Genomic DNA, 16,412 nt, shown 5'->3' on the forward strand with positions numbered 1-16,412 from the left:
CGGGCTACCGCAGAGCGATGTTGTTGATCAGCGGTCCCTCGACCGTGACCCCCTCCGTGACCAGAGACTCCACCGTGGTGGCCGGCAGGGGCAGCGGCAGGGCGGCGGCCTTGGGGGCGAGGGCGCCGAACAGCGCGGCGGCGGTGATCAGGGCGGCGACGGAGACGGCCACGGCGGAACGGACGGCACGGTCCGGATCGGGGAGCTTGGAGCGCATGACGTGCCTTTCGGAGGACGGGGAGACGGAGAGACCAGGGAGGGGGAAAGCGGGCCGGGCCCAGGGGGGCTGGGACCCGGCCCGCCGTCAGGGGACGTGAACGCGGAGCTCAGCGAGCGGTCAGAGGGTCAGGCCTCCACCGAGGTCGATGCCGACCGCGGCGGCCTCGGCGGCGAACGCCGCGATCATCGCGGCGGTGGAGGTCAGGACGGTGGCGACTCGACGAACGGCACGCATCGGGTGGTTCCTTTCGGTTCGGTGTGCAGGACACCCGGTGGCTGCCCGACCGCCGAAAAATCGATGCGGATTATGAAAAAAGCTCCCTCTCAGGTGCTAATCACCCGGCGTGGCGTGCATGATCCGGCCCGTACCCCCGAAAGAGGGGCGCGTACGAGGGCGGCGGAGGGGCGCGTCAGGGCGCGTCGTCGGCGAGTTCGGCCACGCCCGTGATCCGGTGCAGCGGATACGTGCGCACCTCGTCCGCCGTGTGGTCGTACGCCGTCACGAACCCGCCCTCCACCCGGATCGGGGCGATGACGCGCTGGCTGGCGGCGCCCTCCGCGTTCACGTAGCCGATCCACAGCGCCTCGCCGGTCAGCACCGCCGCCTGCACGGTGGCGAGGGTCTCGGCGGCACCCGTGCGGGGCAGCTCGCCGCCCGCCGCCGGACCGCCGCCCGCACCCTCCCCGGCACCCGGCTTGCGCGGGGCCGTGGAGGCGAGGTCGCCGGCCCGGATGGCGCGCACCGCGGCCGTCAGGAGGATGTCGTCGGGCACCGGCGGACCGTCCGGAACCGGCTGGGGCGCGGCACGGGGCGGGGCGCGGTGGGCGTCGGCGCGGGCGATCAGCACGTCACCGGCGGCGGACTCCGCGGCCGGCGCGAACCCCATCGCGCGCAGCCCCTCCAGCAGCGCCGCCGGGTCGGCCTGCGCGGCCAGCACGGTCGGCGCGAGGCGGCGCAGGCCGAGGCCGGCGGCCCGCTTGTCGGCCAGGATCTCGTCCAGCGTCGCGTCGTCGTCGCAGCGCACGTACGCCGAGGCCGCGCCCACCCGCAGCCGCCCGTGCCGCCGGGCCACGTCGTCGATCAGGTACGTCAGCGGCTGCGGAACCGGCGTGCGGGAGTGCCGGGCCAGGAAGGCGTGCAGGTCGGCGGCGCTCCGACCGGCGTCCAGCGCGCGCCGTACCGAACCCGGCGTGAACCGGTAGACGGTCGCCCCGCCCTTCGACTCCACGTCCGCGAGCACCCCCAGCACGTCGGCCAGCTCCCGCTCCAGCGGCCCCGGCGCCACCGCCGTCAGGTCGGCCTGGAGCAGCACGTGGTCCAGCGGCTCGGGGAAGAGCGGCGCGAGCAGCCGGGCGGCGGCCGCGGTGGCGACGGCCTGCTCGGCGGGGGTCGCGGGGGCGGGCACGGGGGGCGTGCGGTGGTGGTGGACGGGAAGCTTGTCACCGGGGCCCGCGGGCTCCGGCTCGTGCTCCGCCGCCGGACGGACCGGCTCCGGCGCCCCGATCAGCGCCCGGCCGGGTGCCGCGAGCGCACCGCGCCCGGTGACGCCCAGCAGCTCGGCCTCGGACAGCGTCCACCGGGCGAGCCGGCCGCGCAGGTCGTCGTCCCGCTGCTCCCGCTGCCGGGGCCCGCGCAGGGGGCGTTCCCAGCGCAGCCGGGCCAGCACCGACTCCCCGTCGGGCGCGGCGCCCTCGGGCAGCCCCGCCAGCAGGGCCAGCACCCGGTGCCGCACCTCCGGCGCCGCCGAGCGGTCCAGGTTGGGCCCGAGCGCCGAGAGCGTACGGTCCTTCGCGTCCCGCCCGCCGACCACGCCCGGCGTCCGGGTGGCCGTCAGCCACGACTCGGCCAGCAGCGCCCACCGCTCGGCCGGCGGCAGCTCGCGCCACTCGTCGTACGCCGGGGTCGCCGCGTACCGCTCGTCGGCCTCCCCGTCGGAGGCGATCAGCCCGGCCGCGTAGGCCAGTTCCACCCAGAAGGCGGCGACCGGCTCGGGCACGTCCAGGGCGACGGCCGTCCGCTTCAGGTCGCGCACGCTCAGCCCGCCGGCCCGCAGCACCGCCGGGCCGCCCTCGTCCCACTCCTTCAGCAGCTCGTCGACGGTCGCCAGCGCCGCCAGCGCCTGCCCGGCCGCGGTGGCGTCCACAACCGGTGGACGGTGCGTGGCCGCGGCCTCCACCGGCGGCGGCACCGGCTCCGGCGTCCGGTGCGCCCGCCCCGCGCGCAGGTGCAGGGCGACCTCCCGGGGCAGTACGACGGTGCCGGGCGCGGTCGGCAGCAGCAGACCCCGGTCCAGCAGCGCCCGCAGGTGGGCCGCCGGATCGTGGGTGACCTGCCCGTACGGCGGGCCCCACATCAGCCGCTCCAGCACATCCCGGGACTCCCCGGGCAGCGCGGCCAGCAGCGCCGCCATCCGCTTGCGGTCACCGAACAGCTCGCCGAGCGCGGACACGGCGGAGACCGAGTCGTGGGTCGAGGCCAGACCCGCCGCGGTGAGGATCTCCTGGATCCGCCCCGGAGACATCCCCGCCGTCGCCTCCCGCACGGTCGGCCCGAGGCCAGTCGGGGACGGGTGCTGCGGGGACGGCGCGAGGAGCTCGCGGGCGGTGCGCACCAGCCGCAGCCGGTCGTCGGCTCCCCACACCAGTGCCTGCTCGCGCAGCAGCGCCACCGTCCGGGGCAGGGCGGCGGTGACGGCCGGGTCACCCTCGTCGCCGGCCATGAGCCGCAGCAGCTCCTCGTACGGCGCCGGGTCCACCGCCACGGCCAGCGCCTCCGCCGCCTGCAGCGCGAACCGGTCCAGCCGCTCCAGGGCGCGTACGACCGAGGCGCGGGTGCCGGCGCGGGTGGCGAGCTGCGTGAGGTCCGTGGGGACGGGGGTGACGAGATCGGGACGGCTGCGCAGGAGGGCGGCCAGCGAGACGTCGTCCCTGACGCGGAGCGCCTCCGCGAGGGACCGGGGGGCCGCGGACTTCTCCTCGGTGCTCATCCGGCCCACGGTAGCGGGTGGGTACGACGGTGGGGCGGTGCGTGCGCCGGTGACGTGCGCGGGGGTGTCCGCCGAGCGCGGGAGGATTCGGTACCTTCGTCCGACGGGTACCACAACACACCGCCCCGGAGGCGTTCGTGGGCATCGAGAGCGACCAGGTCGTCTTCGAGTATCTGAGCCGCGTCGGCGACGTGGCCCAGCAGCGGCAGCTGCCGTCGGCCACCCGCATGCGGCTGGTGTCCGAACTGCGGGGCGAGATCGACAAGAGCCGGGCGAAGGCCGTCGTGGACAGTCCCGCCGCCGTCCGCCGCATCCTGGACCGGCTCGGCAGCCCCGACGACGTCGTGGAGGCGGCGGGCGGCGCCGACGGTGTCCGCCGCCCGCCGGTGCCGCCGCCGACCGCCGTGCCCGAACAGCCGGACGGCGGGCCGCGCGAGAAGGAGAAGCACAGGGGCGGCCTGCGCCGCGCCGTCCCGCGCCCCACCGCGCCCGAGGCCACCCCGGCACCGGCCGCCTCCCCGCCGCACCTGGCGGGCGCCCACGAGCTGGGCGACAGCGCGGCCCAGCGCGACTGGTGGCGGGTGGACAGCGGCCCGTACGGGGGCATCGGCGATCAGGTGCCCGGGTTCGTCGGCGGGGTGGAGATCCCGGACCTGCTCAAGCCCCCGCCGAGGGAGCGGGACGAGGCCGAGCGGAAGGAACGGGAGCAGCGGGCCGCCGAGAAGGCCGAGGCGGTGGCTCAGGCCGCCGAGCCGGTCGCCGCGGAGACGGCCGCGTCCCGGCGCCGCCGTCTGCCCCGCCTGTGGCCCGAGGGCGGCTGGAACAACCCCCTGCTGCTCCTGGCCGCCGCCCTGCTGATCGCCGGCGCCGTCATGGGCAGCCTGGTCCCGCTCGGCATGGGCTGGCTGATCGCCTACCTCTCCCGGCGCCTGACGCCCGCCCAGTCGAAGTGGGCGGTGCTGGGCCTGCCCGGCACGGTCGCCGCCGCCGGGGTCGTCTGGCTGTGGGGCCGCACGGAGGGCCGCTGGGGCGCCCCCATCGCCGAGGGCCACATGAACGACGCGGTCACCGAGACCTGGCCCTGGGTCCTGCGCACCGCGGCCGTGGCCACGGCCCTGTACCTCCTGTGGCGGACCCGTCGGCCACGGGGCTGACCCGGGCCCCGTCACACCGCCCGGCACAATGGAGCCCATGGCCTCCACCACCCGCCCCGCGCCCACCGTCGGTTTCGATCTCGACATGACGCTGATCGACTCGCGGCCCGGCATCCGCGCCTGCTACCTGGCGCTGACCGAGCGGACGGGGACGTACGTCGACGCCGACCTGGCCGTCACGCGGCTCGGGCCGCCGCTGGTGGAGGAGCTGGCGCACTGGTTCCCGGCCGAGGAGATCGAGGCCGTCGCCGACCTGTACCGGGAGATGTACCCGACGTACGCCGTCGCCGCCACGCCCGCGCTGCCCGGCGCCCGCGAGGCCATGGCCGCCGTGCGCGAGGCCGGCGGGCGGGCGCTCGTCGTCACCGCGAAGTACGAGCCGAACGCCAAGCTTCACCTGGCCCACCTCGGCATCGAGCCGGACGCCGTGATCGGCGACCTGTGGGCCGAACAGAAGGCCGTCGCCCTGCGCGAGCACGCCGCGGACGTGTACGTAGGCGACCACCTCGGCGACGTCCGCGGCGCCCGCGCCGCCGGTGCCCGCTCCGTGGCGGTGGCCAGCGGCCCGTGCAGTGCCGAGGAGCTGCGGGAGGCCGGTGCCGACGTGGTCCTCGGCGACCTGACCGAGTTCCCGGGGTGGCTCGCGGACTACTGCGGCGCCGGCTCCGGCGGGGCGGCCGCCGCGCGGGCCTGACGCCGGCCCGCCGCGATCGACTGGAAGACGCCCGCCCCGGCGATGAGGAAGCCGACCCCCATCAGCATGCTCAGCACGAACATGTAGGTGGGGAACGGCGTCGTGCCCAGCAGCAGCGGGGCCACCGTGACCAGAGTGGCCACGGTACCGATGAAGAAGACGATCGCACCGGCGCGGATCAGTCGGTCACCGGGCGCGGCGGAATTCGTTTGGGTTTTGTCACGCACCCGACCAGGGTAGTTCCCAGCCCTGAGGAACAGCCGGGGGACGTCTTGTCACCGGCCTACAGACCATTAGCCTGGACACCGGCGGGTCGGACGACCCGCCCAAGTGCTATCAAGAGCCGTTTCCGAGCAGTTTTCCGACGAGTACGAGGACGAGGACAGACGTGCCTACCGGCAAGGTCAAGTGGTTCAACAGCGAGAAGGGCTTCGGCTTCCTCTCCCGCGACGACGGCGGTGACGTCTTCGTGCATTCCTCGGTCCTCCCCGCCGGAGTCGAGGCACTGAAGCCGGGGCAGCGAGTCGAGTTCGGCGTGGTCGCCGGACAGCGCGGCGACCAGGCACTCTCCCTCACCCTGCTGGACCCGGCCCCGTCGGTCGCGGCCGCCCAGCGCAAGAAGCCCGACGAGCTGGCGTCGATCGTCCAGGACCTGACGACGCTCCTGGAGAACATCACCCCGATGCTGGAGCGCGGCCGCTACCCCGAGAAGACCGCCGGCAAGAAGATCGCCGGGCTGCTGCGCGCGGTCGCCGACCAACTGGACGTCTGACCCGCCACGCCGCTACGGGAACGCCAGCGCGTCCGGGCCGAGGGCCGGTACCAGTCCCTCGGCCGCCGCGCGGGTCAGCAGGCCTCGGATCGCCGCGTAGCCGTCCTCGCCGAGGTCGGCCGTGAACTCGTTGACGTACAGCCCGATGTGCTGGTCGGCGACGGCCGGGTCCATCTCCTGCGCGTGCTCCATGACGTACGGCCGGGACGCCTCCGGGTCGTCCCAGGCCGCGCGGACCGACGCGCGCACGGAGTCGGCCAGCCGGGTCAGTGCCGCCTCGCCCAGCGACCGCTTGGCGATGATCGCGCCGAGCGGGATCGGCAGCCCGGTGGTGTGCTCCCAGTGCTCGCCCATGTCGGCGAGCTTGTGCAGCCCGTAGTTCCGGTACGTGAAGCGGGCCTCGTGGATCACGAGTCCCGCGTCGACCTTCCCGTCCCGCACGGCCGGCATGATCTCGTGGAACGGCATGACCACGATCTCGCCGACCCCGCCGGGCACCGTGTCGGCCGCCCACAGCCGGAAGAGCAGGTAGGCGGTGGAGGTCTCGCTCGGCACGGCGACCGTGCGGCCCCTCAGGTCCGCGTCCGCCTCCCGGGTCAGCACCAGCGGCCCGCAGCCCCGGCCCAGCGCGCCACCGCAGGGCAGCAGGGCGTACTCGCCGAGGACGTACGGCAGCACGGCGTACGACACCTTCAGCACGTCGGCCTCGCCGCGCTCGGCCATGCCGTTGGTGATGTCGATGTCCGCGAAGGTCACGTCGAGGGCGGGGGCGCCCGGGACGCGGCCGTGGGCGAGGGCGTCGAAGACGAAGGTGTCGTTCGGGCAGGGGGAGTACGCGATCCGCAGGGGCTCGGTCGGCACGGTGGGCACGGTCTCAGTCGTCATGTGGGGTCCAACTCGTGAGGACGGGGGCGAGCTTCCCGAAGGCGTCCGTCAGGGCCGCCAGCGCGTCGCCGATGCGCCAGGCGGCGCGGTCGCGCGGGCCGACCGGGTTGGACACCGCGCGCAGCTCCAGCACGGGCACCCCGTGCGCGGCGGCGGCCTCGGCGACGCCGAAGCCCTCCATCGCCTCGGCCAGGGCGCGCGGGTGGCGGGCGCGCAGCAGCGCGGCGCGTTCGGCGGTGCCGGTGACGGTGGACCCGGTCAGGACGGTGCCGGGGCGGGCGCCGGTCGCGGCGGCGACGGCGGCGACGAGGCCGGCGGGCGGGAAGTGGGTGACGGTGCCGAAGCCGAGTTCGGTCACCGGCAGGAAGCCGTCGGCGGTCTCGGCGCCCAGGTCGGCGGCGGTGATCTCGTCGGCGACGACGAGAGAGCCGACGGGCGCGTGAGGTGCGAAGCCGCCGCCGATGCCGGCCGAGACGACCAGGGCGTAGGGGGCGCCGTCGAGGGCCGCGGCGGTCAGCGCGGCGGCGGTGGAGGCGGCGGCGAGGGCGGGGCCGACGCCGGCCGCGAGGAGGTCCGGGCCGTGCGGCGGTGTGTGGAGGGTGACCCCGGGGCGGGGGACCTCCGCGCGGGCCCCCGGGAACGCCTGGGCCACCGCGTCCCGTTCGACGGGGACCGCGGTGGCCACGAGGACGCGTACGGAGGACGTGGTCAGTCGTCCTTCTTCAGGCGGAAGGACCACAGACCGGTGGCCTCCTCGCTGTCGTCCTTGCCGTCGCCGGCCTTGATGGTGACGAGCGTGGAGTCGCCCTGGGCGCCGTACTGGGCGTTGAAGAACACGCTGCCCGGCACCGTGCGGTAGGTGTTGTCCGTGTCGTCGGTCAGCTGCTGACCGTTCATCAGGATCGTCCAGCGCTCGTCCGCGATCTCCGGGTCCACGCCGAAGCGCACGGTGTCGTCGGGGTTGACCGTGATGGACTCGACGTCGTCCTTCTCCAGGCACTTCTGGATCTCGGCCATCTCCAGGGTCTTGCCCTCGCCGCCACAGGTGGCCTCGGAGCTGACCGAGTCACTGCCGACCGTGACCGTGGCCATGGGCGTCGGCTGGTCGCAGGCGGACAGCAGGAGCAGTCCGGCGGATACGGCGCCGGCGGCGGCGACGGCGCGGCGGCGTCGCACAGCGCCGTGTTGATCAGCGGCTGCGCCGCGGGGCAACGTGGTCATGGTGCGAAGGCTATACGGCGCCCCGGGCCCGCCCCCCACCTGGGTACGGCGTGGCGTGATCACGCCACCCCAGGCCGCTCCGTCCCTCTCACGCCACCCTCGGCCGGGCCGCTCCCTTGTGCCGGGCCGAGTCGATCAGCCCCCGTACGGTCGTCAGCCACCCGGCGGCGACGATCGCCGCCGCCACCGCGAGACCCAGCGTGCCGTTGAGCGGCAGCACGATCCCGACCGCGCCGCCCAGCACCCACGACACCTGGAGCAGCGTCTCCGAGCGTGCGAACGCCGAGGTGCGCACCTGCTCCGGGACGTCCCGCTGGATCAGCGCGTCCAGCGACAGCTTGGCCAGCGCCTGCGCGAACCCGGCGACCGCCGCCAGGCACGCCACCAGCACGGTGCTGAAGAACACCGCCGCCGTGAGCGCCGCGCCCAGCACCACGGCGACGACGGTCACGATGATGATCTCCGGCGCGCGCGAGCGCAGCCACGCCCCGACCGCCGTGCCCAGCGCGTTGCCCGCGCCCGCCGCGACGCCCACGATGCCCAGGGACACGGCCGCGCTCTGCCCGGACAGCGGGTGCACCCGCAGCAGGAAGGCCAGGAAGAAGATCAGGAACCCGGACAGGCAGCGGATCGCGGCGTTGGCGGCCAGCGCGTGCGTCACCGCCGGGCCCACCGTGCGCAGCCCGGGACGCTTGACGGGCCTCAGGTGCGGGCCGTGCAGGTGCCGTTCGTCGGCGGCGAGCAGCGCCCGGTCCTCGCCCCGCGCCGAGTCCACCTTCGGCGGCAGCGTGAACGACAGCACCGTCCCCGCCACGAAGATCACGAAGGCGCCGTACAGCGGCCAGCGCGGCCCCACCGCCTGTAGTCCCGCCGCGATCGGCGCCGCCACGCCGGTGGCGAGCAGCCCGCACAGGGTCACTCTCGAGTTCGCCTTCACCAGGGAGAACCGCGGTGGCAGCAGCCGCGGCACCACCGCGCTTCTGACCACGCCGTACGCCTTGGAGGCGACCAGCACGCCGAGCGCCGCCGGATACAGCTCGATGCTGCCGCCGATCACCGCCCCGGACAGCACCAGCGCGAGCAGCGCCCGCGCGCCCATCGCGGCCGCCATCGCCGCACGCCGGCCGTGCGGCAGGCGGTCCAGGAGCGGGCCGATCACCGGGGCGAGGAGCGTGAACGGAGCCATGGTGATGGCCAGGTAGAGCGCGACCCGCCCGCGCGCCTCGTCGGTCGGCACGGAGAAGAAGACGGTGGAGGCGAGGGCGACGGTGATCATCACGTCGCCGGCGCCGTTCACGCCGTGCAGCTCGATCAGCTTGCCGAGGCCGGACTCGCCGGCGCCGTGCGCGTGCGTCGCCTTGCGGATGCCGCGCGCCGTTTTGGTCACCGGCAGGCGCAGCGCCCGGCCGACCGCACGGAACCGGGAGCCGGGGCCCCGCCCCCGGCTCCCGCCCTTGAACTCCGTCCGTGCGGCTGCCACCCCGTCATAGTGCCCCGAGAGCCGGGACTGTAGCGTCCATACGGCACGTATGGCGGCCATCGAGTCGGGTGACACCGGCGCCGCGGCGGGCCGCCGGCACCGGGGATCGGGCGGCCGTACCCCGCCGAAGCTGCCGTCGGTGTAGGCCCAGCGCACATGAGCAGGTAGCGTGCGTAGCGCGCCGTGGCGAACGTTCTCGGCCGCGCGCCGTACGGCCATCCCGCAGAATGGATGACGTAGGCGTGCCCGAGCGCGATCGGGCGCGGACGTCGACGCGGTCCACAGGTCCGCTCCGTCCGCCCCTCGCAGGCAGTGGCGCACTCGTGAGACGGCGTATGGAGAGAAGCGATACCTGTGAGCGCAGCGACAACGCGAAGCCGCACCCCTGACCGCCTGTGCGCCGAGGCCGTCGACCTCGCCCGGGCCGCGGCCGAGGAGGCCGCCGCCCCCGGCGTCGTCGGCGAGCACGAGGGGATGGTGTCGGAGGGCGACCGGGTCGTCACCCACTACTTCGCCTGCAAGGAGCTCGGCTACCGGGGCTGGCGCTGGGCCGTCACCGTCGCCCGCGCCTCCCGCGCCAAGATCGTCACGGTGGACGAGGCGGTGCTGCTGCCCGGCCCGGATGCCCTCCTCGCCCCCGAGTGGGTGCCGTGGAGCGAGCGGCTGCGCCCCGGCGACATGGGCCCCGGCGACCTGCTGCCCACCGACGCGGACGACCTGCGTCTGGAGCCCGGCTGGACCGGCGAGGACGAGCCGCCGCCGAACTCCGCCGTCTCCCACGAGATGGCCGACCTGGTGGAGGCGGAGGACGCGGAGCTGACCGCCGGACCGCCCGCCGAACTGTCGGCCGTCCCGGCTCGCGGCACGATCTCCGCGGTCGCCGAGGAGCTGGGCCTGCGCCGCTCCCGGGTGCTGTCCCGGTACGGGCTGCACGTCGCCGCCGACCGCTGGGAGGATGCTTTCGGGCCGAAGACCCCGATGGCCCAGGCGGCCCCCGCGGCCTGCGTGAGCTGCGGCTTCCTCGCCCGGATCGGCGGCTCGCTGGGGCAGGCCTTCGGGGTGTGCGCCAACGAGTTCTCGCCGGCCGACGGGCACGTCGTGTCGCTGGCCTACGGGTGCGGCGGGCACTCGGAGGCGGCGGTGATGCCGAAGCCGCCGCGGGTGGCTCCGCCGGTGATCGACGAGACGCGGGTCGATCCGTTCCCGCTGCGGCCGGCGGCGGACTCCGGGTCGGTGTCCGTGGCCGACGACGAGGCGGCGGATCTCGGGCACTCGTAGCCGCGGCGCGGGCCGCGTCCGACGGGTGAGCGGATGAGGTGTGTCGTGGCTCGCGGCGGTACCTTCATGGTCCGTCGATGAGGAGAGTCACCGTGAGCATGTTCGTGCGGCCTGCCGCCGAGGGCGCCGATCCGTTCGGTACGGCACGTCTGCGGCGCGGAGTGCTGGACGCCTGGGCGACCAGCCCGGCCCGGTTCCGTGAGGACGCCAACGCGGAGGAGGACCTCGTCCTCGGCGGCTACCGCGACCGGCTCGTCGTCGAGCTCGCGCAGAACGCCGCCGACGCCGCCGCCCGCGCGGGCGTGCCCGGACGGCTCCGGCTCACCCTGCGCGACGGCGTCCTGGTCGCCGCCAACACCGGCGCCCCGCTGGACGCGGCCGGCGTCGAGTCGCTGTCCACGCTGCGCGCCTCCGCCAAGCGGGACGCCGGTCAGGGCGCCGTCGGCCGGTTCGGGGTCGGTTTCGCCGCCGTCCTCGCGGTCACCGACGAGCCCGCCGTCGTCGGCCGGCACGGCGGCGTGCGCTGGTCCCTGGCCGAGGCGCGGGGACTGGCCGGTGACACGGCCCTGCACAGCCCCGGCCTGGGCGACGAGATCCGGCGCCGCGACGGACACGTCCCGCTGCTGCGGCTGCCGTTCCCCGCCGAGGGCAGCGCCCCGAGCCCCTACGACACCGCCGTCATCCTCCCGCTGCGCGACACGGCCGCCGCCGACCTCGCCGAACGGCTCCTGAACGCCGTGGACGACGCGCTGCTCCTCGCCCTGCCGGGCCTGGAGGAGGTCGTGGTGGAGACCGGGGACGCGTCCCGCACGCTGTCCCGCCGCACCGAGGGCCCGCTGACCGTCGTCGAGGACTCCCGGGAGGGCACCACCCGCTGGCGCACCTCCGTCGCGCACGGCCCGCTCACCCCCGACCTCCTCGCCGACCGGCCGGTCGAGGAACGGCTGCGCCCGCACTGGTCGGTGACCTGGGCGGTACCCGTGGACGGAGACGGCGGCCCCGTCCGCCCCCGCACCAGCCCCGTCCTGCACGCCCCCACGCCCAGCGACGAACCCCTCGGCGTGCCCGCCCTGCTCATCGCCTCCTACCCGCTGGACTCCACCCGCCGGCACGCCGCGCGCGGCCCGCTGACCGACTTCCTGACCGAGCGGGCGGCGGACGCCTACGCCGGACTGCTCGGCGACTGGAGCCCGGTCTCCGCCGGTCTCGTCGACCTCGTGCCCGGACCGCTGGGCAAGGGCGAACTGGACGGCGCCCTGCGCCAGGCGATCCTCGAACGGCTGCCCCGCACCGCCTTCCTGCCGCCCGCCGCCGCACCGCGCGAGGACGACCCCGACCTGCCCGAGTCCCTGCGCCCCCGTGACGCCGAGGTGGCCGAGGGCGCGGGCGCCGACACCGTACGGGTCCTCGCCGAGGTGCTGCCGACGCTGCTGCCCGCCGGCCTGGAGCGCCGGGTGGAGCTGCGCACCCTGGGCGTGGCCCGCGTGCCGCTGACCGACGCGATCGACCGGCTGGCGGGCCTGGAGAAGGCCCCCGAGTGGTGGCGACGGCTGTACGACAGCCTCGCCGGGGTCGACCCCGACCGGCTGTCCGGGCTGCCCGTGCCCCTCGCGGACGGCCGTACGACCATCGGGCCCCGGCAGGTGCTGCTCCCCTCCCCGGACGCCGCCTCCCTCGACCCGGAGGTCCTCACCCGCCTCGGCCTCAAGGTCGCCCACCCGGACGCCGCTCACCCGCTCCTGGAGAAGCTCGGCGCCCTCCCGGCCACCCCGCGCGCCGTACTCACCACCCCGCAGGTGAGGGCCGCCGTCGCCGCCTCCCTCGACGACGAGGGCGGCACCAACTGGGAGGAGGACACCCTCGACGCCGACGAACTGGCCGACACCGTCCTCGGCCTGGTCCGCGACGCCGGACTCGAACCCGGCGACGAACCCTGGCTCGGCGCCCTCGCCCTGACCGACGAGGACGGCGAACTCTCCCCGGCCGGTGAACTCGTCTTCCCCGACGGCCCCTTCGCCCGCGTCATGCGCGAGGACGAACTCGCCGCCGTGGACGCGGAGCTGGCCGAGAAGTGGGGCCCGGAGCCGCTGGCCGCCTGCGGTGTCCTCGTCACCTTCGCCCTGGTCCGCGCCACCGACGTGGTCCTCGACCCCGACGAACTGGAGCCCCGCGAGGGCGACTTCGCCGAGCCCGACGACGCGGGTCTGCTGGACGCCGTGGACGTGTGGAGCGAGGACGTCCTGGACCGCTTCCCCGACAGCCCCGTCCCGCCGGTCGCCACCGAGATCGTCGCCGTGCGCGACCTGGACCTCGTGGACGACGACCGCTGGCCCGAGGCCCTCGCCCTGCTCTCCCGGCCCCCGCTGCGCGACGCGCTGGTCCAGCCGGTGCGCATCCTGTTGCACGACGGCACCCACGAGGTCGTACGGCCCTACACCGCGTGGTGGCTGCGCGGGCACCCCGTGCTCGGCGGCCGCCGCCCGGCCGGACTGCGCGCGGCGGGCGGCGACCCGCTGCTGCGCGGCCTGTACGACGAGGCCGACGCGTCCGGCTTCGAGGACGAGCAGGTGCTGCGGGCGCTGGGCGTACGCACCTCGGTGGCCGCCCTGCTCGACGAGCCCGGCGGCGCGGCCGAGCTGCTGGACCGCCTCGCCGACCCCGAACGCCCCGTCACGGCCGCCCAACTCCACGCCCTCTACGGCGCGCTGGCCGACCTGGACCCCGAGCAGGTCACCCTGCCGGACGAGGTGCGGGCCGTGGTCGACGGCGAGGTGCGCGTGGTGGACGCCGCCGACGCGGTGGTCGTCGACTCACCCGACCTGCTGCCCTTCACGACCGGCGTCCCGCTGCTGCCGGTACGCCCGGCCCGGGCGGCCGAGCTGGCGGAACTGTTCCAGGTGCGGCGGCTGAGCGAGTCCGTCACCGGCGCCGTGGACTCCGAGGGCACGGAACACGACGTACCGGAGCCGGTGCGGGTGCTGCTGGGGGCGCGGACCCCGGCGTCGTACGCGGAGCACGAGGAGCTGGTCGTCGACGGCGTGGAGATCGACTGGCGGGTCACGGACGACGGCGCGTTGCACGCGGCGACGCTGGAGGGCGTGGCGGCCGGGCTGGCCTGGGCGGCGGGGCAGTGGCCGCGGCGGTTCGAGGTGGCGGCGCTGCTGGAGGACGAGTCGCGCACGGAGGAACTGGCGAGGGACCGCTGGTTCGACTGACGGGGCTGCATCGCGCCCCAAAGGGGCGCGGGGAACTGCGCGACCAGCCACGACGGCGCCGCGGCGAACAACGAACCGTCACGCGGGAACGCGCCGGTCCACCCACCTCCACGTCAGCTCCAACAGACCCGCACCGACCACCGCAATGCCGACGGCAGTCCACGGCATCGTCACCCCGACCAGCTTCAGCGCGAAGAAGTCCTGCAACCAAGGCACCACCAGCACCACCACAAAACCCAGCCCCATCGCCGCCACCAGCAGCACCCGCCACCACGTGTACGGCCGGGCGATGATCGCCAGCACCCACATCGACACCAGGAACAGCGTCAGCGTCGCCGCGCTGGTCTCCGCGTCCAGCGCGCCCGGCCCCGAGTAGTGCTGCCGGGCGACGAGGTACGTCGCGAAGGTCGCCGTCGCGGCCACGATCCCGCCCGGGATCGCGTACCGCATCACGCGCCGGACGAAGTGCGGCCGGGCCCGTTCCTTGTTCGGGGCGAGGGCCAGGAAGAAGGCCGGGACGCCGATGGTGAGCGTGGAGAGCAGGGTCAGGTGGCGGGGCAGGAACGGGTACTCGACCTGCGAGCAGACCACGAGGATCGCCAGCAGCACCGAGTACACGGTCTTCACCAGGAACAGCGTCGCCACCCGCGTGATGTTGCCGATGACGCGGCGCCCCTCGGCCACCACCGACGGCAGCGTGGCGAAGCTGTTGTTCAGCAGCACGATCTGCGCGACCGCCCGGGTGGCCTCCGAGCCGGAGCCCATCGCCACGCCGATGTCGGCGTCCTTGAGGGCCAGCACGTCGTTGACGCCGTCGCCGGTCATCGCGACCGTGTGCCCGCGTGACTGGAGGGCGCCCACCATGTCCCGCTTCTGCTGCGGGGTGACCCGCCCGAACACCGTGCCCTCGTCCAGGGCGCCCGCCATCTCCCCCTGGCCGGCGGGCAGCCGGCGCGCGTCGACGGTCGCGCCGGACAGTCCGAGCTTGGCGGCCACCGCGCCGACCGACACCGCGTTGTCCCCGGAGATGACCTTGGCGCGGACGTCCTGGTCGGCGAAGTAGCGCAGGGTGTCGGCCGCGTCCGGGCGCAGCCGCTGCTCCAGGACGACCAGGGCCGTGGGCGTCACGTCCTCGGCCACCGCGGGGTCGTCCAGTTCCCGCCGGGCGCGGGCCAGCAGCAGCACCCGCAGCCCCTGCTCGTTGAGCCGCCCGGTCTCCGCGAGGGCGGGGTCGTCCTCGGCCAGCAGCACGTCGGGCGCGCCCAGCAGCCAGGTGCCGGTGGCGCCGTCGGCCTCGCTGAGGGCGGCGCCGCTGTACTTGCGGGCGGAGGAGAAGGGCAGCGACTCGGTGCAGCGCCAGTCCTCGGGGGCCGGGTACGCGGCGATCACGGCCTGGAGGGAGGCGTTGGGGCGGGGGTCGGACTCGCCGAGGGCGCCGAGCACCGTACGGACGTACGCCTCGTCGGCGCCGTCGAGGGTGCGCAGCTCGGTGACGTCCATGCCGCCCTCGGTGAGGGTGCCGGTCTTGTCGAGGCAGACCGTGTCGACGCGGGCCAGGCCCTCGATGGCGGGCAGCTCCTGGACGAGGCACTGCTGGCGGCCGAGGCGGATGACGCCGATCGCGAAGGCGACGGAGGTCAGCAGGACCAGGCCCTCCGGGACCATGGGCACGATGCCGCCGACGGTCCGGGCGATCGAGTCGTCCAGCTCGTTGTCCTTGGCGAGGAGCTGGCTGAGGATCAGGCCGAGCGCGGTCGGGACCATCATCCAGGTGACGTACTTCAGGATCGTGGAGATGCCGGAGCGCAGCTCGGACTGGACCAGGGTGAAGCGGGAGGCCTCCTCGGCGAGCTGGGCGGCGTACGCCTCACGGCCGACCTTGGTCGCCTGGAACGCGCCGCCGCCCGCGACCACGAAGGAGCCGGACATGACCTGGTCCCCGGGCCGCTTGACGACCGGGTCGGCCTCGCCGGTGAGCAGCGACTCGTCGATCTCCAGCCCGTCCGACTCGACGCACACCCCGTCGACGACGGCCTTGTCCCCGGGACCGATCTCGATCACGTCGTCCAGCACGATCTCGGAGGTGCTGACGTCGGTGGCCGTCCCGTCCCGGCGCACGGTCGGCCGGGCCTCGCCGATCAGGGCCAGGGAGTCCAGGGTCTTCTTCGCCCGCCACTCCTGGATGATGCCGATGCCGGTGTTGGCGAGGATCACGAAGCCGAACAGGCTGTCCTGGATCGGCGCGACGATCAGCATGATCACCCAGAGCACGCCGATGATCGCGTTGAAGCGGGTGAAGACGTTGGCGCGGACGATGTCGGTCAGCGAGCGGCTGCTGCGTACGGGCACGTCGTTGACCTGGCCGCGCGCCACCCGTTCGGCGACCCCGGCCGCCGTCAGGCCGGTCGCCGGGGTCGGGGTGTGAACGGGGCGCGCGGAGTCGAGTCGGTCGTCCGCGTCGAGATGCGTCATGCATTCGACGGTACGTGCGGTTTTGGGGCATCACC

Annotated in this window: 13 protein-coding genes; 5 read left to right on the top strand and 8 right to left on the bottom strand. The window is 75.0% G+C overall.

Annotated features, from left to right (window positions below; genetic code table 11):
- Nucleotides 1–4: 4 nt before the first annotated feature.
- Together KUM03_RS07370 and KUM03_RS07375 are read right to left on the bottom strand one after the other, a co-directional pair.
- On the bottom strand, nucleotides 5–217 hold the full coding sequence (locus tag KUM03_RS07370) for a hypothetical protein (RefSeq protein WP_217246205.1): 213 nt from the start codon (nucleotides 215–217) through the stop codon (nucleotides 5–7).
- Between the two features lie 412 nt (nucleotides 218–629).
- Nucleotides 630–3,206 carry a helicase C-terminal domain-containing protein gene (locus KUM03_RS07375; RefSeq protein WP_217246206.1) on the bottom strand — a complete coding sequence of 859 codons (2,577 nt, stop codon included), beginning with the start codon at nucleotides 3,204–3,206 and terminating at the stop codon, nucleotides 630–632.
- Nucleotides 3,207–3,343: 137 nt separating this feature from the next.
- On the opposite strand from KUM03_RS07375, the gene KUM03_RS07380 reads away from it, so the two are divergent.
- Entirely contained in the window at nucleotides 3,344–4,360 is a 1,017-nt protein-coding gene (locus KUM03_RS07380) for a hypothetical protein (protein WP_217246207.1), read from the top strand.
- Nucleotides 4,361–4,397: 37 nt separating this feature from the next.
- On the top strand, nucleotides 4,398–5,054 hold the full coding sequence (locus KUM03_RS07385) for an HAD family hydrolase (RefSeq protein ID WP_217246208.1): 657 nt from the start codon (nucleotides 4,398–4,400) through the stop codon (nucleotides 5,052–5,054).
- Here KUM03_RS07385 and KUM03_RS07390 read toward each other — a convergent pair.
- Nucleotides 5,009–5,281, bottom strand: coding sequence for a hypothetical protein (locus tag KUM03_RS07390; protein ID WP_217246209.1), 273 nt, complete (start codon nucleotides 5,279–5,281; stop codon nucleotides 5,009–5,011). The genes KUM03_RS07385 and KUM03_RS07390 overlap by 46 nt on opposite strands.
- A gap of 161 nt (nucleotides 5,282–5,442) precedes the next feature.
- On the opposite strand from KUM03_RS07390, the gene KUM03_RS38840 reads away from it, so the two are divergent.
- On the top strand, nucleotides 5,443–5,826 hold the full coding sequence (locus tag KUM03_RS38840; protein ID WP_053132946.1) for a cold-shock protein: 384 nt from the start codon (nucleotides 5,443–5,445) through the stop codon (nucleotides 5,824–5,826).
- A 12-nt stretch (nucleotides 5,827–5,838) separates the two neighbouring features.
- Here the strand turns inward: KUM03_RS38840 and KUM03_RS07400 are convergent, their stop codons facing one another.
- The 4 genes from KUM03_RS07400 to KUM03_RS07415 form a co-directional block, all read right to left on the bottom strand.
- Nucleotides 5,839–6,711, bottom strand: coding sequence for a 1,4-dihydroxy-6-naphthoate synthase (locus tag KUM03_RS07400; RefSeq protein ID WP_217246210.1), 873 nt, complete (start codon nucleotides 6,709–6,711; stop codon nucleotides 5,839–5,841).
- A complete protein-coding gene (locus KUM03_RS07405; RefSeq protein ID WP_217246275.1) occupies nucleotides 6,701–7,396 on the bottom strand; it encodes a futalosine hydrolase in 696 nt (231 codons plus the stop codon). Before KUM03_RS07405 ends, KUM03_RS07400 begins: the two co-directional genes overlap by 11 nt.
- A gap of 23 nt (nucleotides 7,397–7,419) precedes the next feature.
- A complete protein-coding gene (locus tag KUM03_RS07410; protein ID WP_217246211.1) occupies nucleotides 7,420–7,932 on the bottom strand; it encodes a DUF2771 domain-containing protein in 513 nt (170 codons plus the stop codon).
- An 88-nt stretch (nucleotides 7,933–8,020) separates the two neighbouring features.
- On the bottom strand, nucleotides 8,021–9,412 hold the full coding sequence (locus KUM03_RS07415; RefSeq protein WP_217246212.1) for an MFS transporter: 1,392 nt from the start codon (nucleotides 9,410–9,412) through the stop codon (nucleotides 8,021–8,023).
- A 354-nt stretch (nucleotides 9,413–9,766) separates the two neighbouring features.
- On the opposite strand from KUM03_RS07415, the gene KUM03_RS07420 reads away from it, so the two are divergent.
- Together KUM03_RS07420 and KUM03_RS07425 are read left to right on the top strand one after the other, a co-directional pair.
- Nucleotides 9,767–10,690: a DUF3027 domain-containing protein gene (locus tag KUM03_RS07420; protein WP_217246213.1), complete on the top strand. Its 924-nt coding sequence runs from the start codon at nucleotides 9,767–9,769 to the stop codon at nucleotides 10,688–10,690.
- A gap of 77 nt (nucleotides 10,691–10,767) precedes the next feature.
- Nucleotides 10,768–13,905, top strand: coding sequence for a sacsin N-terminal ATP-binding-like domain-containing protein (locus tag KUM03_RS07425; protein ID WP_217246214.1), 3,138 nt, complete (start codon nucleotides 10,768–10,770; stop codon nucleotides 13,903–13,905).
- 78 nt (nucleotides 13,906–13,983) lie between these two features.
- Here the strand turns inward: KUM03_RS07425 and KUM03_RS07430 are convergent, their stop codons facing one another.
- Nucleotides 13,984–16,377, bottom strand: a complete 2,394-nt coding sequence (locus KUM03_RS07430; RefSeq protein WP_217246215.1) for an HAD-IC family P-type ATPase — start codon at nucleotides 16,375–16,377, stop codon at nucleotides 13,984–13,986.
- Nucleotides 16,378–16,412 lie beyond the last annotated feature (35 nt).

Origin of the sequence: Streptomyces sp. AC602_WCS936, assembly GCF_019049125.1 — a bacterium.
Classification (GTDB): domain Bacteria; phylum Actinomycetota; class Actinomycetes; order Streptomycetales; family Streptomycetaceae; genus Streptomyces.